The sequence below is a fragment of the Brevibacterium siliguriense genome (assembly GCF_900105315.1).
Classification (GTDB): Bacteria; Actinomycetota; Actinomycetes; order Actinomycetales; family Brevibacteriaceae; genus Brevibacterium; species Brevibacterium siliguriense.
The window spans coordinates 3,860,593-3,883,814 of the sequence record NZ_LT629766.1 but is presented as its reverse complement, the minus strand read 5'-3'; the positions used below and the strand labels follow the sequence as shown (position 1 = coordinate 3,883,814).

The following is a 23,222-nucleotide window of genomic DNA, read 5'->3' as shown; positions in this document are numbered from 1 at the left end:
GAACTCAGCGTTCCGCGAGGTACCGATCGACGGCGCGGCGGAGGCGTTCGAGACCGTCGTCGATGCGATCGGGAGCCGCCGAAGCGAAGCACAGGCGCAGCGCATTCGAGAAGTTCCCGGCCGGCGAGAACGCGGGACCGGGGATGTAGGCCACGCCCTCCTCGAGCGCGGTGGTCATGAGGTCTTCGGTATTGATGGATTCGTCCTCGAAGGTCAGCCACAGGAAGAATCCGCCGTCGGGATCCGTGGCTCGGATCTCGCCGGGGAAGAGCCTCTCAAGGCCCTCCGACATCGCGATCTTCCGCTCGCGGTACGCTTTGCGCAGGACCTCGACGTGCGAGTCGGCTCCGCCTTCCTCCAGCCAGCGGGCGATGAGGTGCTGGTTGGGAACGGGTGCGCAGGTGTCCATCGTCTGTTTGGCGTTGACGGCGAGCTCGCGGACCTCGGGATCGACGTCGATCCACCCGACCCGCAGACCCGGGGCGACGAATTTCGAGAACGTGCGCACCCCGAAGATGAGGGGATCGTTCGGGCTGAGGTCGCTCAGCGCGGGCAGGGACTGACCTTCGAAGCGCAGCATTCCGTACGGGTTGTCCTCGATGATCACCGACCGGTGGCTGTGGGCGAATTCGAGTAGGCGCTCGCGACGCGGCAGTGACATCGTCACGCCGGCGGGGTTCTGGAAGGTCGGGACGGTGTAGATGACCTTCGGGGCGCGTCCGGTGCGCTGCGTGTGCTCCTCGAGAGCCTCGACCTGCATACCTTCGTCGTCGACGGGAACCTCGAGGATCTCCGCCTCATAGCTCATGGCCGTCGCCGAACCGTTCGTGTAGGTCGGCGACTCACAGGCGACGAGATCACCTGGAGTGACGAAGAGTTTGAACCCGAGATCGAGGCCCTGCATGCCCCCGGAGGTGATGAGGAGACGGTCGCGGTTCCCCTGCTGTTCGGGCGGGATCTGTTCGGTCGCGGCGAGGTAGTCGTGGAGGGCATCGATGAGGACCGGCTCGCCCTTCGTCTCCCCGTACGTGAAGTTCTCCGGGGAGAAGACTTGCACGGCGATGCGGGCGAAGTCCGCGGCCGGCAACATGTCCGGCGCCGGTGCCCCCATACCGAACTTGACGATGTCATGGTGGTATTGGGCAAGCACCGTGGTGGAGGCGTCGATGACGGATCCGACGAGCTGATCGCGGCGGCGGGCGTAGGGCAGCGCGGGAGGCTGCGACCGGTTCTCGGGCTGGTTCTGCGAAGCACTCGTGGCCGGATGCATTGACGTGGTGGACATGAGCGACCTCCTCTGAGCGGTGATGCCCTGAAGTCGACGGCTCCGGCGACAATGCCAAGGCTCCTGCCCGAACGACGGTGTACGTGGGTCACTTCAGCATAGGGGCGGGGGACGTGGCGGACAAGGATGCTGATCGCCTGAGAATTCGGGCGAGCCGTCGATCGGATCGGTCGTCCCTCGCAGAAGCGGCTCTAAGCTGGGTTCATGACGGACAACGGAGTCGACGCCAACAGCACTTTCGCCATGCGAGGGGCCGACCTGGCTACACAGTTCACAGCGTTCATCGACGAACACCGACAGCATCTGCTCGGAAGTCTCGATGACCTGAGCGAAGACGAAGCGAGGCGGTCCCTGGTGCCGAGCAGAACCCGCCTGCTGTCTCTGCTCAAGCACGCCGTGTTCGTCGAGACCGTCTGGTTCGGTGAGGCGGTCACCGGCCGGAGCCGGGTCGACTACGGGCTGCCGCACGACTCCAAGGACTCATTCCTCCTCGACTCCTCGGACACGATCGCCAGCGTTTCGGCTGACTATCGGGCGGCCGTGGAGCGCTCGCACTCCGCGATCGACGGGATGGACCTCGACACCGTGCTCACCGGTCATCGGGCCGGACCGATGCCGCTGCGGTGGGTCCTCCTCCACGTCCTGCGGGAGCTCGCCCAGCACTGCGGGCACGCGGACATCCTGCGCGAGCAGATCCTCGCCGAGCGGGGGAGACGCGGCGGATGGTCTGGTGTCGCGCGCTAGGGAAGGACCACCTCGGTGATCTGACGCTCCCGAGAAAGTACGGTCCTGCGGGTGGGCGCCGCGGCGGGCATCGTCTGCTCGGATCAGCCCTGAGTATGATGTGAGTCCCGGCGGCGCGGAACTAACATGGCTGGCATGAGCAATCGATCGACCCGGACCGAGGATCACCGCCCGGAGCCGCAGCCGCGCACCCCCGACCGCGTCGACCGCATCCGTCGCACCCTCACCACTCACCCCTGGATCGTCGACTCGCTGCTCTGGGCTCTGCCGCTCACCTATCTGACCGTCGTCTTCACCTCCTCCCAGGCCGAGCGGAGCGAGATCGCTCTGGTGCCCGTGGCTGTGCAGGTCGGCATCGTACTGCTTCAGACGCTGCCGCTGGGACTGCGGCGCACCGCCCCGCTGCTGAGCTCCTCGCTCATCGCCGCAGGCTGCCTGCTGACCGTGCTCACGATGATGGGACCGACGTTCGGAATCGTCGCCGTACCGCTCACCGTGTATTCGACGACGGCGTGGGGAACCCGGAACCACGGTCGCACCGTGCTCGTCCTGGGCCTCCTCGGCGCGCTCTTCCTGGGCGGGTGGCTCTACCTCGTGTCCCTGCAGGCGACGATCGGCGCGAATCCGCGCCCCTTGGCCTTCGGCGAATACGTGCTTCTGGTCGTCGTCGTGGCGCTGAGTGCTTCGATCGTGCTCATCGCCTGGCTCCTGGGCGGAGTCGGATTCCGTCGCCGCCGCGAAATCGAGGGCATCCGGGAGCGCAATCGGCTGCTGGAGCGCGAACGCGAATCCGAGACCCGGCTGGCCGCCGATGCCGAACGCATGCGCATCGCCCGCGAGATGCACGATGTCATCGCCCATTCCCTGTCCGTCGTCATCGCCCAAGCCGACGGAGGTCGCTACGCGGCGAAGACCGATCCGGCTGTCGCGGCCGGAGCCCTCGAGACCATCGCACAGACCGGACGAGAAGCCTTGGCACAGACGCGGTCGCTGCTCGGCTTCCTCCGCGCCGAGGAGGACGATGAGCGATCCTCGGCGCCGCTGCCCGGCGTCGCCGACATCGGCTCCCTCATCGCCGATGTGCGATCGGCGGGGCTTCCGGTCTCGGTGACCGAACTGGATGACGTCGACCGCGGCCGCTTGGCCGAAGGAGCGTCGCTCGCCGTCTACCGCATCGTGCAAGAAGCGCTGACGAATGTGCTCAAACATGCCGGGGACGGTGCTCGGGCACATGTCGAGCTGCTGGCCGAGGACGCGGAGCTCGTCGCCCGGATCAGCGACAACGGAACCGGGAACACGACAGGGCGAGGGAGCGGAGAGACGGACAGCCACGGAGCCGACGACCCGACTCGGGCTGCTGCCCGCGGCCGGGGGTATGGCATCGTCGGCATGCAGGAACGCGCTGCGCTCTACGGCGGCACGCTCATGGCCCGGCCGATCCGTTCGACCGGAGTGAAGGATCGATCCGAAGGGCACACCGATGCGAAGCCCGGGTTCTCCTCGGGTGCGGTCATGGGAAGCGCTTTCGGAACGACGACGGGATTCCTCGTCGAAGCTCGACTGCCGCTGTCTGCTCCCGCGCCCACTACCGAACCCGGGCCCGGGCCCGAATCCGGACTCAGCTCGGGCGCCGGCACTTATGATTCGTCCGATCATGGAGAGAATGGGTCTGCCGGAACCGGGCATGCCTCCGAGGCGGGAGAGAACCAGGCCGCCGCAACACGCCAGGATGCCGAGGCCGAACGGAGTCAGCCCGCCGAAGTCGAAGAGAGCAGCCGATGAACGTCGAAGAGGCGACCGTGCACGGTCAGACCGAAGATCGGGGGAACGGGCCGCTTCGCATCGTCCTCGTCGATGATCAGGCCCTCGTGAGGGCGGGCTTCGCCATGGTCATCGACTCTCAGCCGGATCTCACCGTTGTCGGGCAGGCCGGCGACGGTGCGGCAGGTCTCGACATCGTCAGTCAGGGCGAACCCGATGTCGTGCTCATGGACGTCCGGATGCCGCGTATCGACGGTATCGAAGCGACCCAGCGGATCCTTGCTCTCGCCGACGAGGGGACGATCCGCCCCCCGAAGATCATCGTGCTGACCACCTTCGACGATGACGATTACGCCCTGCGCGCGCTGCGTGCCGGTGCGTCAGGCTTCCTTCTCAAAGACACCCTGCCAGAGGTGCTCCTCGAGTCGATCCGCACGGTCGTCGACGGTGGCGCCGTCATCGCCCCCACCACCACCAAACGGCTGCTTGAGACACGACTCCTGCCCCACCTCGACGCGGGAGATCCACCCCGTTCGGATCTGAAATCGACGGCCACGGGAACAGATGCGACATCGGCCGAGGGCGTTGCGCCCACCCAACCCGGGTACGGTGAGCCTGCATCATCCGAGGTCGGCACTTCTGCGCCGAGCGGTCGGGGGATGCTGAGCACCGCTGGCGCGGATGCGTCCCTGGCTGATGCGAGCCGTCTCGATGCGGCCGATATGCGCCGATTGGAGTCACTGACCCAGCGCGAGACCGAGGTCCTGGTGCTCATTGCCACCGGTCTGAGCAACACCGAGATCGGCGAGCGGCTCTTTCTCGCGCAGCCGACCGTGAAGACCCACGTCGGTCGGATCCTCATGAAGCTCGCGGCTCGCGACCGTGTGCAGGCCGTGGTGTTCGCCTACGAAGCCGGTCTCGTCGGGCCCGGTGGCTGAGTCGGAAGCACCTCGCACGCGTCCGGGCCCGACAGTTCTAGACCGGTTCATCGTCGGCGAGCAAATTCGCTCAAGGGAATCCGAGATCATCCTCAGGTATGACGGTCGGGCCACGGCCGCCTCGGCGCTCTGCGGCGAAGACCATCCTCAGGTCCGATGCGGGCGGGTGGGGTCGGCGACGAAGCTGGAGGCATGAACACATCAGCGACACACACCGATGCCCATCCGTCCCAGACTCCGCCCCCGACCTCCGCGCCGAGTTCGACCCGGGCCCAGGGTTCGAATCCCGCAGCGAGGCTGGCGATCCAAGCCACCGGACTGCGCAAGACCTATGGAAAAGGGGACGCGCAGGTCAGGCCCCTCGATGACCTCAGCCTCGACATCGAAGCCGAACGCTTCACTGCCATCATGGGGCCCTCCGGCTCGGGCAAATCGACGCTGCTCAACATGCTCGCCGGTCTCGACACCCCGGATTCGGGCGAGGTCTTCATCGGGCCCACGGCGATCTCACGGCTCAGTGACCGCAAGCTCACGGCGCTGCGCCGCGACCGCATCGGCTTCGTCTTCCAGTCCTTCAACCTCGTGCCCGCGATGAGTGCCGAAGAGAACATCCTGTTGCCCTCTCAGCTGTCGGGACAGAAGACCGATCGCCGTATCTTCGATCGCATGGTCGACCTGCTCGGTCTGCGCGAGCGCCTGGGACACCGGCCGCACGAACTCTCCGGCGGACAGCAGCAGAGAGTCGCCGTCGCTCGTGCGCTCGTCACCCAGCCCGATGTACTCGTCGCCGACGAGCCCACCGGCAACCTCGACTCGAGCTCCGGTGAAGAGGTCCTGAACATCCTGCGGTCCTCAGTCGATGAACTCGGTCAGACCGTCGTCATGGTCACCCACGATCCCAGGGCCGCCGCTCGTGCCGACCGCGTCGTTCTCCTCGCCGACGGTCGGCTGGCCGGTGAGCTCTCCCACCCGGATCCGGAGTCCGTGGCCGCAGCGCTGATGAATGTCACGGCAGGCTCGGCAGCTTCGGGAGCTGCACCTGCTGGCCAGTCGGCCGGGCCCGCAGCCGGAGCCGCGCCGGCAGACGGAGGTGCCCGATGATCCGCATCGCCTGGTCCAACCTCCGCAGCGCCTACGGCCGTCTGAGTGCGGCGATGATCGCGATCGCCGTGTCCGTGGCCTTCATCGTCGCGGCACTCCTGTTCTCCCAGGCCTTCGGCGACACCCTGCGCAATCAGGTCCGCGCCGAATGGGCAGGTGCCGACGTTGCCGTCACCGCGGCCGCATCCGAGGACCCGAACGCTGCAGCCGATGAGGACTCCCCGCTCACCGATTCCATGCGTCAGACGGTGGCCGACGTCGATGGAGTCGAGTCCGCCCAGCTCACCGAGTCCGCCTTCGTCGCAGTCTCGGCGGGGTCCACTTCGGTGACGGGATCGGCGACGAATCTCCCGCAAGGACAGACAGAGACGATCGATGGCACCGCCCCGGACTCCGATGATGAACTCATGCTCCGCGAAGCCGATGCGAAGACCCTTGGGGTCGGCGTCGGTGACAGCATCACACTCGCCGAGTTCGACGGTGCGCGGCGGTCCGCCGACGGCCCGAGTTTCACTGTCTCGGGCATCATGCCCGGCTCCTCGTCGGCGGGAATGAATCTCTACCTCACCGACGACGGGCTGGCCACCGCTCCGGGTGAGCTCGTGCCCGACTCCATCCGAATCGTCGCCGACGATGGGAGTGATCGCACGGCCCTCGCGGAGGCGGTCAAGTCCGCGCTCGACGATGCGGGTGCAGGAAAGGGCGTCTCGGTCCGGACCGTCGACCAGGTCGTCGAGGAGCAGATCAAGTCGCTGTCGAACACCTCCGACATGCTCTCGACTGTCGGCATCGCCTTCGGACTGCTGGCCGCAGGAGTCGCGGCACTCGTCATCTCGAACACCTTCAATGTGCTCGTCGCCTCCCGCACCCGCGTGCTCGCACTCTTCCGCGCCATCGGAGCCTCGCGCAGCCAGGTGCGCGGAGCAGCGGTGGTGGAGAGTTTCAGCCTCGGAATCATGGGATCCGTGTTGGGTGTCGGCCTCGGTCTCCTCATCGGATGGGGACTGTCAACCGTGGTCCGTGCGTTCTGGATGCCGGAATTCGCTCAGATGTCACCGTCGGTCTCGGCGTTCGTCGTCGGGCCGGTCGTCGGCATCCTCGTCACCCTCGCAGCGGGGCTCATCCCCGCGATCCGGGCCTCTCGGGTGTCCCCGATCGAGGCACTCCGCCCGGTCGATGTGCCTGACGCCTCACCGCGCATCCGCTGGGTGCGACTGACGCTGTCGCTTGTGCTCGGCATCGGCGGAATCGGTCTGTGCCTGCTCGGGACCATGAGCCAGTCCGTGCTGTTCGGCATCGTCGGCTGCTTCGCGCTCTTCGTCGCACTGCTCGTCGGTGCGAAAGTCTTCGTTCCGCCGCTGGTGGCACTGTTCGCCACCGCTGTCGGTCTCATGACTCGGCGTTCGCCGGCGGTGAAGCTGGCCGGGCGGTCGGCGAGCACCGCGGGTGGACGCACCGCCTCGACGACGGGCGCTCTGCTCATCGGAATCACCCTTGTCACGGCTGTGGTCGTCGGATCGTCGAGCCTGCAGCGGACCCTCGAACTGGCCACTGCCGAGGACACCCCGGTCGACCTGGTGGTCTCGACTGCGGGTCACAGCGATGTCGATGGTGAGAAGATCGCCTCCGTGCTCGATGATTCGCCGATCGTCGAGGAGCGTGAGAACGTTCCGGCACCCAACGCCTCGGTGAGCGTCGGTGGGACCGATGGGGCCGGTGATGTGGCGATCACCAGCGCCGAGGCGGCCGCCGACTCCCCGGTTCTGCGCAGCGACGGTTACGAAGTCGATGAGGGCACGCTCGTCATCGACCCGAGATCGGTGGGACTCGACGAGGCGGAAACTGATATCGACGGACGGACCGCGACCGTCCGCCTCGGCGATCAGGACCTCGATCTGACGATCGAGACTTCCTACGACGTCCCCGCGGGGACGGCCCTGGTCAGCGGAGCTGATGCGAAGACTCTCGAGGCGGCGGCCGGCGACGATGTGGCCGAACAGACCTGGGCGAAGATCGCCGATGACGCTTCGAGTCCGCAGATCGAGGCACTGACCTCAGAACTCGATGCCGTGGGTGCCTCAGGCGATGCGGCCGCGGCACAGTATCGGGCGGAGTTCGCCTCGCTGTTCCAAGTCGCGCTGAGCGTGGTGCTCGGGCTTCTGGCGGCCGCGGTGGTCATCGCCGTGATCGGAGTGAGCAACACACTCACGCTCTCGGTCATCGAACGACGTCGGGAAGGAGCGCTGCTGCGGGCGTTGGGATTCACCCGAGCGGCGATGTCGCGGATGATCACGATCGAATCGCTGCTCATGACGCTCATCGCACTGATCGTCGGAGCCGGGGTCGGCACATTCTTCGGGTGGGTCGGAACGGCATCGATGATGCCTGCTTCAGCGAATCCGGTGCTGTCCGTGCCGTGGACGCAGATCGGGCTGATCGGCGTCGCCGCAGTGCTCGCCGCCGTGCTCGCCTCGGCGATACCGGCCCGGTCCATGTCGCGGATCGCTCCGGCCAAAGGCATGAGCATGGAATGAGCACCGGATGCACTGCGCGCCGCGGCCCCGACTTCTTCGGGAACGCGGCGCGCAGTGTGTATGTGTGTGGGCGCTGACTCAGTCCTCCCAGTCGGTGCAGGTCATGGTTCCGTCGAGCGTGGCCGAGCCGAGCTCGGTCCCGTCGAAGGTCACGCTCTCATCGCCGATGGCGACGCCTTTGGGATTGTTCACCTTATAGGGGCGTCCCTGTCCGACCTTGACCATGACGAAGTCGGTGCCTTCGGCCTTGACCAGCGGCAGCTCATTGTCCGTCTTGCCGATGATGTGGTGGAGCTTGCCCGGTTGGCCAGAGCAGTAGACATCGGTGGGTTCGATCGTGACGGTCTTCTCGCCGGTGTCGAGAGTCAGGGTCGAGTCTGCCGAATCGTCTGCTGTCGTGGAGCCCTCTTCGGACGAATCGTCTGAGTCCTCGGCCGACTCATCGGCGTCGCCTGTCGTTGCGGAGGCCGACTCGTTCGGAGCCGAATCGGCGCTCTGTGATGCCGAGTCATCGGACCGGGGCTCATCAGTTTCATTTGTGCCGGAACATCCGCTGAGAGCGAGCATGCCGGCGATGGCAATGGTGGTGATCGATCTGGTGCGCATGGGTCCATTGTCCCCGACGTCTGTAGTTGCATCCAGCGGAAATCGCGCCTCACGGACGTGCGATTGCGCACTTTGGGACTCGGAGCGGCCGGTGAGGTGTGAGCACTTCTCATCTGCGGTGACGGTCGACGCTCGCCCGCTGACGGTTGCGTCAGTGTGACCCAGTAGACTTGGGGAGTAATGACATCCCTTTTCACTTCGAGGTGAAGCACTCTCATGCCAGCAATCGTTGTCGTCGGCGCTCAGTGGGGCGACGAAGGTAAAGGTAAGACCACCGACATCCTCGGCACCAGCGTCGACTACGTGGTCAAGCCCAATGGTGGGAACAACGCCGGCCACACGGTTGTCGTCGGAGGCGAGAAGTATGAACTCAAGCTTCTCCCGGCGGGCATCCTCTCACCGAACGTCACCCCGGTCATCGGCAACGGCGTCGTCGTCAACCTCGAAGCGCTCTTCGAAGAGATCGACGCACTCGAATCCCGCGGCGCGGACACGTCGAAGCTGCGCATCTCCGCGAACGCCCACCTCGTGGCTCCGTACCATCAGACCCTCGACAAGGTGACCGAGCGTTTCCTCGGCAAGCGGGCAATCGGCACCACCGGCCGCGGCATCGGACCGGCCTATATGGACAAGATCGGGCGCCTGGGCATCCGCGTCCAAGACGTCTTCGACGAGTCCATCCTGCGCCAGAAGATCGAAGGATCGCTGCGACAGAAGAACGAACTGCTCGTCAAGGTCTACAACCGTCGGGCGGTGTCGGTCGACGAGATCGTCGAATACTTCGAGCCCTTCATCGAACGCCTGCGCCCCTACGTCGCCGAGACCGAACTCATGCTCAATGAGGCACTCGACCGCGGTGAGGTCGTCGTCATGGAAGGTGGCCAGGCGACCATGCTCGACGTCGACCACGGCACCTACCCGTTCGTCACCTCGTCGAACCCGACCGCCGGTGGATCCTGCGTTGGCACGGGTATCGGCCCGACCCGCATCAACCGCGTCGTCGGCATCGTCAAGGCCTACACGACCCGTGTGGGTGCCGGTCCGTTCCCGACCGAGCTCTTCGACGAGATGGGCGAATACCTGCAGAAGGCCGGCGGAGAATTCGGTGTCAACACCGGTCGTCCGCGCCGCTGCGGCTGGTACGACGCGGTCATCGCCCGCTACGCCGCCCGCACCAACGGCTTCACCGACTATGTGCTGACCAAGCTCGACGTGCTCACCGGCATCGACCGGATCCCGGTCTGTGTGGCCTACGACGTCGACGGAGTGCGCCAGGACGAGATGCCGGTGTCGCAGACCGAGTTCCACCACGCGAAGCCGATCTTCGAGTACTTCGACGGTTGGACCGAGGACATCACGAAAGCTCGCACCTTCGAGGACCTGCCGGAGAACGCACAGAAGTACGTGCTCGCCCTCGAAGAGCTCTCGGGCTGCCGTATGTCCGTCATCGGCGTCGGCCCCGACCGCGAACAGTCGATCGTGCGTCACGACCTGCTGGACTGAAGTCTCAACAGAACTGAATAGCTGAGGGCGGGGCCGACAGATCATGTCGGCCCCGCCCTTCACTGTCTGCAAAGTGCCGCGGGATGCTATCCGCGCAGCTTGCGGATTGACTCGATGGCGCCGTCGTAGGCGGCGGCGATGTCGACGAGGTCGATCCGGTCCGGCAGGTCGCCTGCGGGCTGATGGCTGAGGAGGAATTCCACGGTCGCGCGGGCAGTTGCTTCGTCATTGCCCAGGACTCCGTCCGTGACTTCTTCGGCATCCTCGAACATCAGGACGATCTCGTCGGTCCCCGTCGTCGAGTGGATGCTGGCCAGGAATTCTCCCGTGTCCTGCATCTCCACGTCGATCTTCTCTTCAGCCATTCCGACCTCCCAATGCTCGCTACACGCGGTTCGGCACATGCGACGGCGCGGCCAATTCGGCTGCGTCGAATCTCTCTTTTCAGCATAGACCCGACGAACAACCCCTTGGGAAGCCGGGCAGAAACTGGCATCGTTGCAGGCAAGACTGCCACGGAGGAGGACGCACCAGATGACTCAGAGCAGTCTGCAGGAAGCTGCATATCAGGGTCCCGCGCTCGAGATCGACAGAGACTTCTACTCTCGGATCGGTGACGACACCCAGTCGCGGGAGATCATCGACGAGTTCACCATCCCCATCCGCTCAGGACAGGCGTGGGAAGTTCCCGCCGGACATGTCTGCCGCATCTCCACCATTGACGGCCCGCAGGTCGGCGACCTCAATCTGTGGAATCGCCACGACCCCAGGGAACGATTCTGGGCGGCACGGACCCGACAGCTCCAAGCGGCGCATGTCTCCACCTTCGATCGTCTGTGGTCGACGCTGCCATTTCTGCGGCCGATGGCCACAATCGTCGGAGACACCCTGGCCGACTACGGAACTGATCCGGAAGGCGGCCGAGTACATGACACCCTGGGCACCCGCTGCGACCCTTACGTGTCGCGGATGCTGAGCGGGGTCGACTTCGACTTTCACTGCCATTCCAACCTCGTCCGCGCGATCCTGCCGTACGGCCTCACCGAATTCGACGTCCACGATGTGCTCAACGTCTTCCAATGCACAGGACTGAACGACAACGACGAATACTTCATGAAGACCTGCCCGGCACAACCAGGAGACCACTTCGAGTTCTTCGCCGAACAGGACCTTCTCGCGGGCCTGTCCACCTGCCCCGGCGGTGACCTCTCCGAACTATCGGGGAGCCCACGGGCTCCGCGCCCAACCGTGGGCGTGACCACGCACCCAGAGTGGAAGGATCCACAATGTCACTGTCATCGCTCGTAAGCCGGTACGCCGAACGGCTCGGACTCGACAGCCCCGAGGATGTGCTGCGAGCTCGGGCGCGCGGGACGGTCGACGACGTCGTCGACCTCATCGATGAGCTGCTGACCGCCCACGTCCGGTCGATCTGCTTCGAGAACCTCGACGTCATCGCCGCACGCGCGGCAGGGGAGGTACGGGGCATCCGCACCGACCTCGACTCGCTGACGGCGAAGCTGTTGGATGCCGGCCGTGGCGGCTACTGCCACGAACACGCGACACTGATTCGCGCCTTGCTCCGTGAGCTCGGGCTGAGCGCACATGCGATTCTCGCTCGCGTCCACCTCGGTGGCGGGAGGACTGCACCGGGAGGGCTGACGCACCAGGCGACGATCGTCGATCTCGGCGGACGACGGTTCCTCGTCGATCCTGGGTTCGGCGGTGGGACGCCGCAGGTCGCGCTTGCGCTCGATGAGGAGTCGCAACCGCGGATGACAGAACATGGAGAGCACAGACTGGTCCCGGCACGCATCGTGCTGGAGTCGGAAATGCGGGCGGAAGCCGAATGGGCGCTGCAGTCACGGACCAGCGCTGAACAGGAATTCCGCACCGTCTATGCCTTCGCGGATATCCCGCGAGAACAAGCCGACCTCGAGGTATCGAACTGGTTCACCGCGACGAAGCCGGGTACCCGCTTCACTGGGGCGCCGGTGGTGGCGAGGACGCTCGGCAACGGCGGGAAGGCGTCGATCGAAGGCCGCCAACTGCGCGTCGTTCGCCCCGGTGAGCAGCTCGATCGATTCGAGCGGGCGGTGGCCGATGCCGCCGACTTCGCTGCCGTTCTCCGCGAGGAGTTCGGGCTCGACCTCCACCGATCGTTCACGGACCCGATCTGGGAAATCGCCTTGGAGCGCTGACAGTGACACGACTGAGCTGGATGCGCCCGTGAGGAGGCGAATGATCAGCCGTGCAGGGATTGTCGGTATTGGCCCGGGCTTGTGCCGACCAGGGCGGTGAACACGGTGATGAATGAGCTGGGATTCGCCCATCCGCATTCGGCCGCGGTGTCGTAGACGCTCCACCCGTCGGTCAAGAGCAGCAGCGCCCGGTGGATGCGCAACTCGGCACGCCATTGACGGAACGTCATCCCGGTCTCCTGCTGAAACAGCCGAGTCAGAGTCCGCTCGCCGGCCCCCACCCGACGGCCGAGCTCAGCCAGAGACACCGGATTCGCCAGATCCTCCTCGACGAGTTTTGTCACGGTCAGCAGCCGAGGGTCGACCGGCTCGGGGAGGTGGAGCGGCTGTTCGCCGGTGACCGTCAGCTCGTCGATGATGACGAGGCGGAGCCGGTCGGCGCTTTCCTTCGTCCGGTGTCGTGTACCGGTCAGCCCCAACATCGCCTCTCTGGCCAGCGGGGTCGTCGCCAGAACAGCAGGCCGGTCGACGAGCGACGCAGCCATGTGCTTGGGGAGGAAGACGACGCGCATGTCAGCGGCACCATGCGCGCGGTGCTGATGCTCGAATTCCGCGGGCACCCAGACGACACGATTCGATGGCGCAATCCATGAGCCCTCGCGGGTGACCAAGGACAGCACCCCCGTCGCCGGATACACCAGATGACCGAGGTCGTGAGTGTGCGCTGGGGTCAACTCATCGTGCCCGAGCAGGTGGACGAGTTCCGGGCTCAACGAGGTGTGGCTGAAAACGGTCATATCGAGTCAGTTTAATGGTTCTCCGCCGACGCAGATGGCGCTTGAATGAGAATTGTCAGCACCCGAGCGAAACGACAGGACGCAATGAAAAGACTCGACCAGAACTTCGATCAAGAACTCGCATTCACTGACGAGGTGCATGCTCTTCGCGAATTTCCAAGCCGATCTCCGGCGCACGGCAGCCGGAGTTGGAGGACCCTGCTCCTCCTCGGTGCAGGTCTCATCCTCATCGGCCTCAACCTGCGCATCGGCGTCGCCTCGGTCGGTCCGGTGCTCGGGGATATCCTCGGCGATCTGCGTCTCACTGCCACAGAGGGCAGCCTCCTGACGACGATCCCAGTCTTCTCCTTCGGGGCGTTCGCGTTCCTCACGCCCGCGCTCACACGACGGTTCGGCATGCATAGGGTGCTCGGGGTCCTCATGATCATCCTCGCTGCCGGGATCGCGTTGCGGTTGCAGCCGAGCCTGCTCGCCCTCCTCGGAGGAACCGTACTCGTCGGAGCAGCCATCGCGGTCGGTAACGTCCTGCTGCCGACCGCAATCAAAAGCGACTTCTCTCACCGGGTCGGCCTGATGATGGGCTTGTACTCGACGTCGCTGTTCCTCGGCGCCGCGCTCGCGTCAGGTCTGACAGTGCCGATCATGTCCGCCTTTGACGGATCGTGGCGGTGGGCCCTCGGAATCTGGGCGGTCCCGGCAGTTCTGGCGGTGATGCTGTGGCTCCCGAACATGCTGCACCGCTCGGCTGACCTCCCGGAGTCCCGGCGGGCCACTGTCGAGGACTCCGCCGACGGTGCTTCCGCAGATGCTTTGAGCGAAACCGGGGAGCCGCCCTTCCGCTCGATCCTCACTGATCCCATCGCTTGGGCGGTCACCGGATTCATGGGACTGCAGTCGCTGAGCTACTACGCTGCGCTGACCTGGGTGCCGGTGATTCTGCAGGACGGCGGCATGGCTGCGGGCAAAGCCGGCTGGATGCTGTCGTACTCCGCCTTCCCTGCGATCCTCACCTGCCTCTTCACGCCAACTCTGGCGCAGAGAATCCGGCCGCGCTGGATCGGTGCTGCCGCGGCCTCGATCCTCATCGGTTCCGGAATCGCAGGGCTCCTCATCGCTCCCGCGGCCGGAGCGCCTGTATGGATGACGTTGATGGGTCTCGGACAGGGCGCGGCAATCAGTCTGTCGCTGTCCTATATCGTGTGGCGGTCTCCGGACGCACATCACACCGGTCACGTCTCGACGATGGCGCAGGGTCTGGGATATCTCTTCGCCGGACTCGGTCCCTTCGGCCTCGGTTGGCTGCACACGGTGACCAGTTCGTGGACGGTGCCACTCGTCACCCTCCTCGTGCTGCTCGTGGCTCAGCTTCTCATCGGCGGAATCGCAGCCCAGGACAAATATGTGCGCGCCGGTGGGGTCGGCTGCCGTAAGGTGCTGCTGCGCGGTTGAATCGTCAGTACTGCCGGGCTCATTGCAGGACGGCACCTCAAGTATCCGACTGTCGGCCGAGGGCACGGGTCTACACTGGCGGCATGTCCGCGTCGCGCAATGACGAGCTGATCCGTCGGCCTCACCCGAGACTGCGACCGTTCGTGGGCGATTACGCCGGCTACGACATCTCCGGCGTCCGCGCAGGGACGCACCTCGGGCTGCCCTCGGGAACATTGACCTTCATCGTCTCGATCGACGAACCGCTGTGTCAGGTCGAAGCGGTCACCGGCAGTTGCGAGCATTTCGACGTGCTGCTCGCCGGCCTCCACCTGCGCTCGACGCTCATCGCTCACCCCGGCGCGATGTCCGGAATCCAGATCAACTTCAGTCCGTCGGCCCCGCGGGCGTTCTTCGGGATCCCCGCCGCTGAGTTCGCTCACCACAGTGTTGACGTCGCTCGGATCTCCCGGCCGCTGGCCGCGGAACTCCATGAACGGGTCAACCTCGAGACAGAATGGTCCGCCCGCTTTGCCGCCATCGACGACGTGCTCATGCGCACGCTCGATGACACGAATAGACCCCGCACCGAGGTGGCCGACGCCTGGCAACGGATCGCCGACAGCCATGGCGGTCTGCCCGTCTCCCTCGTCGCCGATGACATCGGATGGAGCAGACGCCATCTGGGCAGCCAGTTCCGGTCCGAATACGGGATCGGCCCCAAAGACGCCGCACGCATCATCCGCTTCGATCGGGCACGGCGTCTGATCCCGGCGGGCCGGGGCAGCATGGCGGAGATCGCGACGAACTGCGGTTACGCCGATCAGGCGCACCTCAACCGGGACTTCCAGGATTTCGTCGGCCTCAGCCCGAGCCAGTGGTTGGCTGCTGATGACGTGGCCCGAACGCACACGGTGGGACCGGATTCGGTGGGGGCCGCCTCGGCGAGGGGATGAACTGTTCCCATTTGTCCAAGACCGGGAGGGGAATGCTCCTCTCAAGAACACCGAGAGAGAAGGAGTCCTTATGTCCGCCGAACCCGCAGATGCTCGGGCCTGCAACGTCTGGCCCACGTTCCGCTATCGCGATGCCGAAGCCGCGATCGTATTTCTCCAGGAGGCGCTCGGCTTCGAAGTCGTCGCCGAATACACGAATGCCGACGACCCGAACCGCATCGAACACGCCGAACTCGCCTGGCCCGAGGGCGGGGGAGTGATGCTCGGGTCCGTGCGCGATGACGGCGGGGTCATGACGAAGACCGGAGTCGCCTCGGGGTCGGTGTATCTGGCCTCCGGAAACGTCCGTGAGCTACACGCGCGTGCGCTCGCCGCGGGCGCCACCGAGGTCATGGGACTGACGCAGCAGGACTACGGGTCGCTCGACTTCGCCGTCCAAGACCCCGAGGGTGTGCTGTGGTCGGTCGGGAGCTACCGCGGGGCAAATGGGTAGGACGATAGCGACCGGTTGCGGTTTCCAACTCTCGGAAACGCAATCTCGGACTGACCCTCAGTCCACTCGTGCGTCGACGCCTTCAGCCCATCGGTAGGGTCGGGTGGCGAGCAGGGCCCCGACCGAGCGGCGCAGACGCGAGACCTCTGCGCGGACGGTGACCACATGGTCGCCGTCCCCGTAGAGGCGCTGGCTGAGGTCGGCGGCACTGATCCCCGCAGACCCCGCCGAGGTGACCGCCGCCAAAATCTGCGCACGCCGTGGCGTGAGCGGAACGACCAAGGGGTCGGTGCCGGAGTGGATATCGAGAACGGGTGGATCCTGCCTCATCCGCAGAGTCACCGAGGCGCGACGGTCACCGGTGGGCCGCAGCAGCCACCCGCCGGTGATCTTCTCCGGCAGGCACAGGCCTGCGCCGGGGATGAGGATGGACCGGTCAGCAGCTGGAGCTTCGATGCGGTCACGGCTGCGCACCCCCTGCTGGTATGCCACCCACCCGGCATCGTCGACGACGAGGGCCGGTCCGGAAGTGCCGGCGAGCATCGCCGACATCCGGTCGCGCAGAGTGTTCAGCGCTTCCTGCTGAGCGATCATCAGCCTGGCCTCGGCCAGGCGCACCGCCGTCGTCACCAAGGACTGCACGGCCGGGTGAAGCGTCATCGCCGGGCCACTGATATCGACGACTCCCAAGAGAGTCCCATCGTGCGGGTCGTGCACGGGCACGGCGCTGCAGTACCAGGGGTGCTGAGACGCCTCGAAGTGTTCGGCGGAGAAGAGCTGGACGGGTGCCTCCTCGGTCAGCGCCGTGCCGATGGCGTTCGTGCCGACCTTGGCCTCAGACCAATGAGCTCCTTCGACGAATCCGAGTTCATCGGCTTGGCGTCTGGCGGACGCTGCACCATCTCGCCACAGAATGACGCCGTCGGCATCGGTGACTACGAGGATGAATGGAGCCGCATCAGGGGCCCGCAACAGCACTGACCGCATCTCCTCGACGACCAAGCGCAGCCGCGATTTCCTCCGTCGAGTCTCCAACTCGGCCTCATCGGCGACGATTCGCGCATTCGCACCATCCGGGTCCAGGCCCAAGCGCAGCATCCGATCCCACGAGCGCCTGACCAGCGCGCGCGGTTGCACCGGGGGTGACGCCCCGGTGATCACAGCATCGTGAATGCGTGTCAGATCCCTGGCGAGATGCGCCAGATCCGGCTGAAGCATGCCTTGAGTATAAAACGGGAACGAACCCCAGACCATGGGGTCGAAGCGTCCGTGAGAATCCCGCCTCGGTGAGAGGCATGCAATCCGATGCAACTCTTCCGAGCTGTTGGCGCCCGGCCTAGCTTGGAGTCACTGAACTCAATGAGGAGGAAAGATGACAACGACGCTCGACCGTCCCCAGCTGACTGCCGACGACATCGCAATGAGGTGGCTGCAGGACTTCGAATCGGCGCTGAGCCGCCGGGACATTCCGGCCGCCGCCGGACTGTTCGCCACCGACAGCTACTGGAGGGACCTCGTCTCCTTCACCTGGAACCTCAAAACGGTGGAGGATCCCGACGGGGTCACCGACCTGCTCACCCATAATCTCGACCGGGTCGCACCGGAGGAATTCGAACTCAGCGAGCCGGCGGCAACTGCCGACGGAGTGACCGAAGCCTGGTTCACTTTCGCCACCGCGGTGGGGCGCGGCAAAGGGCTCGTCCGCCTCATCGACGAAGACGGTATCAAGGCCTGGACCATGCTCACCTCGCTGCAGGAGATCGCCGGACACGAGGAGCCGCGCGGCACCCGCCGCATCAAAGGGGCAGAGCACGGTGTCGATCCCGAGCGGAAGAGCTGGTCGGAGAAGCTCGCCGAGGAGGACGAAGCCTGGGGCAAGACCACCGATCCCTACATCCTCGTCGTCGGCGGCGGGCAGGGCGGGATCGCCCTCGGTGCTCGCCTCCGCCAACTCGGGGTGCCCTCGTTGGTCATCGACCGGTGGGAACGTCCGGGTGACCAGTGGCGGTCGCGGTACAAATCGCTGTGCCTGCACGATCCGGTCTGGTACGACCACCTGCCGTATCTGAAGTTCCCCGACAACTGGCCGGTGTTCGCACCGAAGGACAAGATCGCGGACTGGTTGGAGTTCTACACGAAGGTGATGGAGATCCCGTACTGGTCATCGACCACAGCCGCCTCGGCGAAATATGACGAAGCGGCAGGCCGGTGGACGGTCGAGGTTGATCGGAACGGGGAGAATATCACTCTGCATCCGACCCATCTGGTGATGGCCACGGGCATGTCGGGCAAGCCGAACATCCCCACCTTCCCGGGCTCCGACATCTTCAAGGGCGAGCAGCAGCACTCCTCGCAGCACCCGGGCCCCGATGCCTACGCCGGCAAGAAGGTCGTCGTCATCGGCAGTAACAACTCGGCCTTCGACATCTGCGGCGCCTTGTACGAGAACGGCGCCGACGTCACGATGGTGCAGCGCTCGAGCACACACATCGTCAAGAGCGATTCGCTCGTGGAGATCGCGATGGGCGACCTGTACTCCGAACGTGCGCTGGAGGGCGGGGTGACGACGGAGAAAGCGGATCTCATCTTCGCGTCACTGCCGTACCGGATCATGCACGAATTCCAGATCCCGCTCTATAACCAGATCAAGGAAGAGGACAAGGACTTCTACCAACGGATGGAGAACGCCGGATTCGACCTCGACTTCGGTGACGATGAATCCGGCCTGTTCCTCAAATACCTGCGTCGTGGATCGGGCTACTACATCGACGTCGGATCCGCCGAGCTCGTCGCCGACGGAAAGGTGAAGCTGTCCAAGGGGCAGGTCGACCACCTGACTTCCGACTCGGTTGTATTGGCGGACGGGACTGCGCTGCCAGCTGACCTCGTCGTCTACGCCACCGGCTACGGTTCGATGAACGGCTGGGTCGCGGACCTCGTCGATCAGGAGACCGCGGACAAGGTCGGCAAATGCTGGGGCCTGGGGTCGGAGACGACGAAGGACCCGGGCCCGTGGGAGGGCGAGCAGCGTAACATGTGGAAACCCACTCAGCAGGAGAATCTGTGGTTCATGGGTGGCAACCTGCACCAGGCACGTCATTACTCGCTCTACCTTGCTCTGCAGCTCAAGGCCCGGCATGAAGGCATCGAGACTCCGGTGTACGGGCTGCAGGAGGTCCATCACCTGAGCTGAGGGTGAGAAGCCTGAGAAGTTCTCAGGTTTCGGGGTGGCCCGCTCTTGGTTGTTGCTTTCATCGCAGGAAGCTCTGGGAGTTTCGGACGACCCGTGCTGACTCAGACCTCGGTAATCAGCACGGATCGTCCGGAACTCACTGTCTCAAGCGGAGTCAGTCGCAGGCAATCGTCATCTTCGATAGCGGCTGTGATGTCCCGGGCGAGGTTCGAATCCCAAGTGATCACGAATCTGTGCCTCTAACAAGATGTAGTTGGTGTTGCTCGTCACGTGGAGGACCGTCCAGCCCTCAGCCCGAAGCGCTTCGTCGCGTCTGAGATCGCTTTCTCTCTGGCGTTTCGACTCGAAATGGTGATTGCCTTCGTACTCCAACGCGAGCCGCGCGTGGGGATAGCCGAGGTCAGGTTCGACTATGCGCCCAAGGATGCGGCTGAGGACCTGAGGGTGAACGACGGGTTCAGGGAGACCGACCTCGACGGCCCACAGCCGCAGGTCTGTCTCCGGTGGTGAGTCGACAGTTTGACGGGCAAGACCGACTGCCTCGGAGAGGTGTTTTCGTCCCCGGATAAAAGGACGTGTGCGAACGCAGTCACGCAGTTCGTCGAGGCCGATCTGCGGTGGTCCGTGCCAGTTGCCAACGGCCGCGTCGCAGAGTTTCACGAGGTCGCGTTGCAGCAGGTCGCCTGCGATGCCGATGATGACGTCTGCAGGAGCGAGAATGGGCAAATCGAACCATTGTGTGACCGTCATATTCGTCATTCGGCGCAGTGTGATTCCAGGGAGTCTGATCCGGGAATTGGGATTTTGGATTGAGACATGGAGCTGCGACGTCATCCAGTTGGACGGAAGGGGCCAGCCATAGAGGCGCGCGGCAAGGGCATGGCCAGCAGCAATGTCTGGGTAGTGAAGGAGTGCGGCTCGGAGCCTCTGCGCATCAAACAGCCAGCTAGTATCAGCCCACGCAGGTATCGGACGACGGTCGAACCGTTCGCGGTCCATCCGTACGCCGGGGAGCACCTGCTTATAGCGCTTCGAATGATAGAGGCTGTGCCTTGTGATGCCTCGTTCGATGTAGTCCCGGCTTCGGAAGACCTCAGGAAAATCGTGCATCACCCAGCGGGTGTCAATGGACATAGGTGCCAGCCTCGTCTGCTGGCCGCGGAAAGGGAATGGCGAGAATCCGGCGTGTGGATAAAGAATCGCTATCCACAGGCACCTAGGTGCGAGTGGTACTGCGGCGGCGCGCCGACTTCCGGACGATCTGTGCGGGAGACTGACGCACTATCCCGCACGAAATGTCCGGAACTTTATGTTCGGAGGCAGTTGCAGTTGCCTTAGAGCCCCAAACGAGTGAGCACTCGCTTCACGTGGTCAAGGGCCTCGTCCTGCGAGAGCCCGAAGTTCTGATTGAAGTACATTCCGTCGCCGATGAGCTGGATCGTCATCGCCAGATCAGCATCGCCGAGGTGGTCGTTGAGCACGTTGAACCAGGCTTCCCGGGTATTGCGCAGAGCTGCCTTGGCGTCCTCGTTCTCGAGCGCAAGGCAGCCGGCGGCGATGAGGCTGCGGTCCAGGGGAGTGCCGACCTCGGCGGAAGTCTCGAGATAGTAATAGTGAAGGCGCTCGCCGGCGGCCTTCATCTCTTCGATGTCTTCGTCGACCAGCTGGTCGAGGCGTTCCAGGCTGCCCTTGATGAGTTCGGCCTTCGACCCGAAATGATAGAGCAGACCGCCTTTGGAGACTCCGGCCTTCGCGGCTACTGCGTCCAAAGTCGCTCCGGCTGTGCCGTGTTCGTCGAGGAGCGTATCGAAGGCGTCGAGCAGCTTCTCCTTGGTTGCGGTCGGATTGCGTGCCATAGCCACGAGCCTAGTCCATGGCTGTACTCATGAGACGGACGTCTGCCCGATGTTCTGCCAGCTGGGCATGCACGAGACCGCTCGGAAGCTTCGCACGGTCGGGCCCGTTCCTGCGCAATACCTGAGCATCACGGTCGGAGCGCGCCAATCGCTTTTCAACTGTACCGTCCAGACGGTACAGTTGTAGGCATGGCAACGACACTGACTCCACAGCTGCGTGCCGGCCGGCGCGAATGGGCCGGTCTCGCGGTGCTCATGATCCCCGTGCTGCTGATCTCGATCGACAACACGGTCCTCGGCTTCGCGATCCCGGCCATCAGCACGGGCCTGCACCCGACAGGCACGCAGCTGCTGTGGATCGTCGACATCTACGCGCTCATGCTCGCCGGTTTGCTGGTGGCCATGGGCAGCCTCGGCGATCGGGTCGGGCGTCGCAAGCTGCTCATCATCGGGTCCACCGGCTTCGGTGCGGCCTCACTGCTAGCGGCGTTCTCCACCTCCGCCGAGATGCTCATCCTCGCCCGCGCTCTGCTCGGCATCTTCGGTGCCACCCTCATGCCCTCAACACTGTCGCTCATCCGCAACATCTTCGACCACGACAGGGACCGCCGCATCGCGATCGCCACCTGGGCCGCGATGTTCTCCGGCGGTGCCGCTCTGGGGCCGATCGTCGGCGGTTTTCTGCTCGAGCACTTCCACTGGAGCTCGGTGTTCTTCATCAACCTGCCGCTCATCGCGCTCTTCATCCCCGCGGCCGCCATTCTTCTGCCCGAATCGCGTGATCCGAATCCGGGTCGCTTCGACCTGTTCTCCATCATCCTGTCGATGCTCGCCCTGGCACCGCTCGTCTTCGCCATCAAGCACAGCATGGCGTCTGGTGCCGACTTCCTCTTCTGGCTGAGCCTGTCGGTGGCCATCGTCGCCGGTGCCAGCTTCGTCCTCCGCCAGCTCGCCACACCGAACCCGATGCTCGACGTACGACTGTTCGCGAACTCCGTGTTCACCTCGGCGGTGGTGTCGAACCTGCTGAGCGTCATGGGTCTGGCCGGGTTCCTCTACTTCGGCACTCAGCTGCTCCAGCTCGTGCTCGGACTCTCTCCGATCGACGCCGCCCTTGTGCTCATCCCGGGACTGATCACCTCGGTCGCGGCCGGCTACCTCGCGGTGCCGCTCATCTCCCGGTTCGAACCGCGCGTCGTCGTGCCCTGCGCGCTGGCGCTCAACGCCGTCGGCATGGGCATCATCGCCTTCACCTCCGAACACTCCGTGACGGGAATGCTGCTGGCTTTCCTCATCCTCGGCATCGGACTCGGCACCGCCGAGGTCATCACGAACGACCTCATCCTCGCCGCGGTCCCCGCCCACAAGGCCGGAGCCGCCTCGGCGATCTCGGAGACCGCCTACGAATTCGGATCCGTCATGGGTACCACCGTCCTCGGCGGGCTCTCGACATTCATGTACGGATCCGCGCTGCAATCCGCGATCGGGGGCAAAGCGGGCAAAGCCGAGTTCGAGACGCTCGGTTCCGCTCTCGAATACGCGTCCGGACTGAGCGCCGCGGCCGGGGAGAAGATCACCGAGGCGGCCGTGAGCGCCTTCGACTTCGGTGTGCAGTGGGCGGCCGGAGCGGCCGTCGTCCTCGTCCTCATCGCCGCCGTGCTCACGAGCTTCGGCCTCAAAGGGGCCGGGAGACTCCTGCCGGGCGCTGCCGCCAACGCCGACCGCTGACCGGACGAGTTAGGGAGTCCTCGGGCGGCGGGTGGCTGGCCTGACGATCCTCGACCAAGCAGAAGCGCGGATATCGGGACGTAGACGTCTCGATATCC

The 23,222-nt window shown here is 65.0% G+C and carries 20 protein-coding genes; 13 read left to right on the top strand and 7 right to left on the bottom strand.

All coding sequences use genetic code 11. The features are described 5' to 3' along the window. Positions 1 to 4: 4 nt before the first annotated feature. Positions 5 to 1,285 (bottom strand): aminotransferase-like domain-containing protein, encoded by a 1,281-nt coding sequence (locus BLU88_RS17415; protein ID WP_231939487.1) that lies wholly within the window; start codon positions 1,283 to 1,285, stop codon positions 5 to 7. Positions 1,286 to 1,489: 204 nt separating this feature from the next. Between BLU88_RS17415 and BLU88_RS17410 the strand changes: the two genes are divergently transcribed. From BLU88_RS17410 to BLU88_RS17390, 5 genes are all read left to right on the top strand, one after another. Further along, positions 1,490 to 2,029 carry a DinB family protein gene (locus tag BLU88_RS17410; RefSeq protein WP_407922837.1) on the top strand — a complete coding sequence of 180 codons (540 nt, stop codon included), beginning with the start codon at positions 1,490 to 1,492 and terminating at the stop codon, positions 2,027 to 2,029. Positions 2,030 to 2,164: 135 nt separating this feature from the next. After that, positions 2,165 to 3,811: a sensor histidine kinase gene (locus BLU88_RS17405; protein ID WP_157689186.1), complete on the top strand. Its 1,647-nt coding sequence runs from the start codon at positions 2,165 to 2,167 to the stop codon at positions 3,809 to 3,811. Next, complete coding sequence (locus BLU88_RS17400) at positions 3,808 to 4,728, top strand: response regulator transcription factor (protein ID WP_092016736.1); 921 nt, start codon at positions 3,808 to 3,810, stop codon at positions 4,726 to 4,728. The genes BLU88_RS17405 and BLU88_RS17400 overlap by 4 nt, the downstream gene beginning before the upstream one ends. A 192-nt stretch (positions 4,729 to 4,920) precedes the next feature. After that, a complete protein-coding gene (locus BLU88_RS17395; RefSeq protein WP_092016734.1) occupies positions 4,921 to 5,829 on the top strand; it encodes an ABC transporter ATP-binding protein in 909 nt (302 codons plus the stop codon). Beyond that, entirely contained in the window at positions 5,826 to 8,363 is a 2,538-nt protein-coding gene (locus BLU88_RS17390) for an ABC transporter permease (RefSeq protein ID WP_092016732.1), read from the top strand. The genes BLU88_RS17395 and BLU88_RS17390 overlap by 4 nt, the downstream gene beginning before the upstream one ends. 78 nt (positions 8,364 to 8,441) lie before the next feature. On the opposite strand, the gene BLU88_RS17385 is transcribed toward BLU88_RS17390, so the two are convergent. Next, entirely contained in the window at positions 8,442 to 8,969 is a 528-nt protein-coding gene (locus tag BLU88_RS17385) for a hypothetical protein (protein ID WP_092016730.1), read from the bottom strand. A 216-nt stretch (positions 8,970 to 9,185) separates the two neighbouring features. Between BLU88_RS17385 and BLU88_RS17380 the strand changes: the two genes are divergently transcribed. Continuing rightward, on the top strand, positions 9,186 to 10,472 hold the full coding sequence (locus BLU88_RS17380; protein ID WP_092016728.1) for an adenylosuccinate synthase: 1,287 nt from the start codon (positions 9,186 to 9,188) through the stop codon (positions 10,470 to 10,472). Between the two features lie 86 nt (positions 10,473 to 10,558). Here the strand turns inward: BLU88_RS17380 and BLU88_RS17375 are convergent, their stop codons facing one another. After that, the gene (locus BLU88_RS17375) at positions 10,559 to 10,837 is read right to left on the bottom strand and encodes a hypothetical protein (protein WP_092016726.1); all 279 of its coding nucleotides are present in this window, start codon (positions 10,835 to 10,837) and stop codon (positions 10,559 to 10,561) included. A 169-nt stretch (positions 10,838 to 11,006) separates the two neighbouring features. On the opposite strand from BLU88_RS17375, the gene BLU88_RS17370 reads away from it, so the two are divergent. Both BLU88_RS17370 and BLU88_RS17365 read left to right on the top strand, forming a co-directional pair. After that, on the top strand, positions 11,007 to 11,780 hold the full coding sequence (locus BLU88_RS17370) for an urea carboxylase-associated family protein (RefSeq protein ID WP_092016723.1): 774 nt from the start codon (positions 11,007 to 11,009) through the stop codon (positions 11,778 to 11,780). Further along, on the top strand, positions 11,759 to 12,673 hold the full coding sequence (locus tag BLU88_RS17365; protein WP_092016721.1) for an arylamine N-acetyltransferase family protein: 915 nt from the start codon (positions 11,759 to 11,761) through the stop codon (positions 12,671 to 12,673). Before BLU88_RS17370 ends, BLU88_RS17365 begins: the two co-directional genes overlap by 22 nt. Positions 12,674 to 12,717: 44 nt before the next feature. On the opposite strand, the gene BLU88_RS17360 is transcribed toward BLU88_RS17365, so the two are convergent. Further along, a complete protein-coding gene (locus BLU88_RS17360) occupies positions 12,718 to 13,470 on the bottom strand; it encodes a helix-turn-helix transcriptional regulator (protein ID WP_092016719.1) in 753 nt (250 codons plus the stop codon). A gap of 84 nt (positions 13,471 to 13,554) precedes the next feature. Between BLU88_RS17360 and BLU88_RS17355 the strand changes: the two genes are divergently transcribed. From BLU88_RS17355 to BLU88_RS17345, 3 genes are all read left to right on the top strand, one after another. Further along, positions 13,555 to 14,919 carry a CynX/NimT family MFS transporter gene (locus BLU88_RS17355; RefSeq protein ID WP_092016717.1) on the top strand — a complete coding sequence of 455 codons (1,365 nt, stop codon included), beginning with the start codon at positions 13,555 to 13,557 and terminating at the stop codon, positions 14,917 to 14,919. A gap of 83 nt (positions 14,920 to 15,002) precedes the next feature. Then, the gene (locus BLU88_RS17350; RefSeq protein WP_092016715.1) at positions 15,003 to 15,854 is read left to right on the top strand and encodes a helix-turn-helix domain-containing protein; all 852 of its coding nucleotides are present in this window, start codon (positions 15,003 to 15,005) and stop codon (positions 15,852 to 15,854) included. A gap of 70 nt (positions 15,855 to 15,924) precedes the next feature. Then, positions 15,925 to 16,347, top strand: coding sequence for a VOC family protein (locus BLU88_RS17345; protein ID WP_092016713.1), 423 nt, complete (start codon positions 15,925 to 15,927; stop codon positions 16,345 to 16,347). A 57-nt stretch (positions 16,348 to 16,404) separates the two neighbouring features. Here the strand turns inward: BLU88_RS17345 and BLU88_RS17340 are convergent, their stop codons facing one another. Beyond that, positions 16,405 to 17,565, bottom strand: a complete 1,161-nt coding sequence (locus BLU88_RS17340) for a GAF domain-containing protein (RefSeq protein ID WP_167356915.1) — start codon at positions 17,563 to 17,565, stop codon at positions 16,405 to 16,407. Positions 17,566 to 17,719: 154 nt separating this feature from the next. Between BLU88_RS17340 and BLU88_RS17335 the strand changes: the two genes are divergently transcribed. Next, on the top strand, positions 17,720 to 19,540 hold the full coding sequence (locus BLU88_RS17335; RefSeq protein WP_092016709.1) for a flavin-containing monooxygenase: 1,821 nt from the start codon (positions 17,720 to 17,722) through the stop codon (positions 19,538 to 19,540). 171 nt (positions 19,541 to 19,711) lie between these two features. Here the strand turns inward: BLU88_RS17335 and BLU88_RS18870 are convergent, their stop codons facing one another. Then, complete coding sequence (locus BLU88_RS18870) at positions 19,712 to 20,674, bottom strand: endonuclease domain-containing protein (protein ID WP_231939486.1); 963 nt, start codon at positions 20,672 to 20,674, stop codon at positions 19,712 to 19,714. A 200-nt stretch (positions 20,675 to 20,874) separates the two neighbouring features. Then, positions 20,875 to 21,396 (bottom strand): TetR/AcrR family transcriptional regulator, encoded by a 522-nt coding sequence (locus tag BLU88_RS17325; RefSeq protein ID WP_092016707.1) that lies wholly within the window; start codon positions 21,394 to 21,396, stop codon positions 20,875 to 20,877. Positions 21,397 to 21,585: 189 nt separating this feature from the next. Between BLU88_RS17325 and BLU88_RS17320 the strand changes: the two genes are divergently transcribed. After that, positions 21,586 to 23,124, top strand: coding sequence for an MFS transporter (locus BLU88_RS17320; protein ID WP_092016705.1), 1,539 nt, complete (start codon positions 21,586 to 21,588; stop codon positions 23,122 to 23,124). Positions 23,125 to 23,222: the final 98 nt, after the last annotated feature.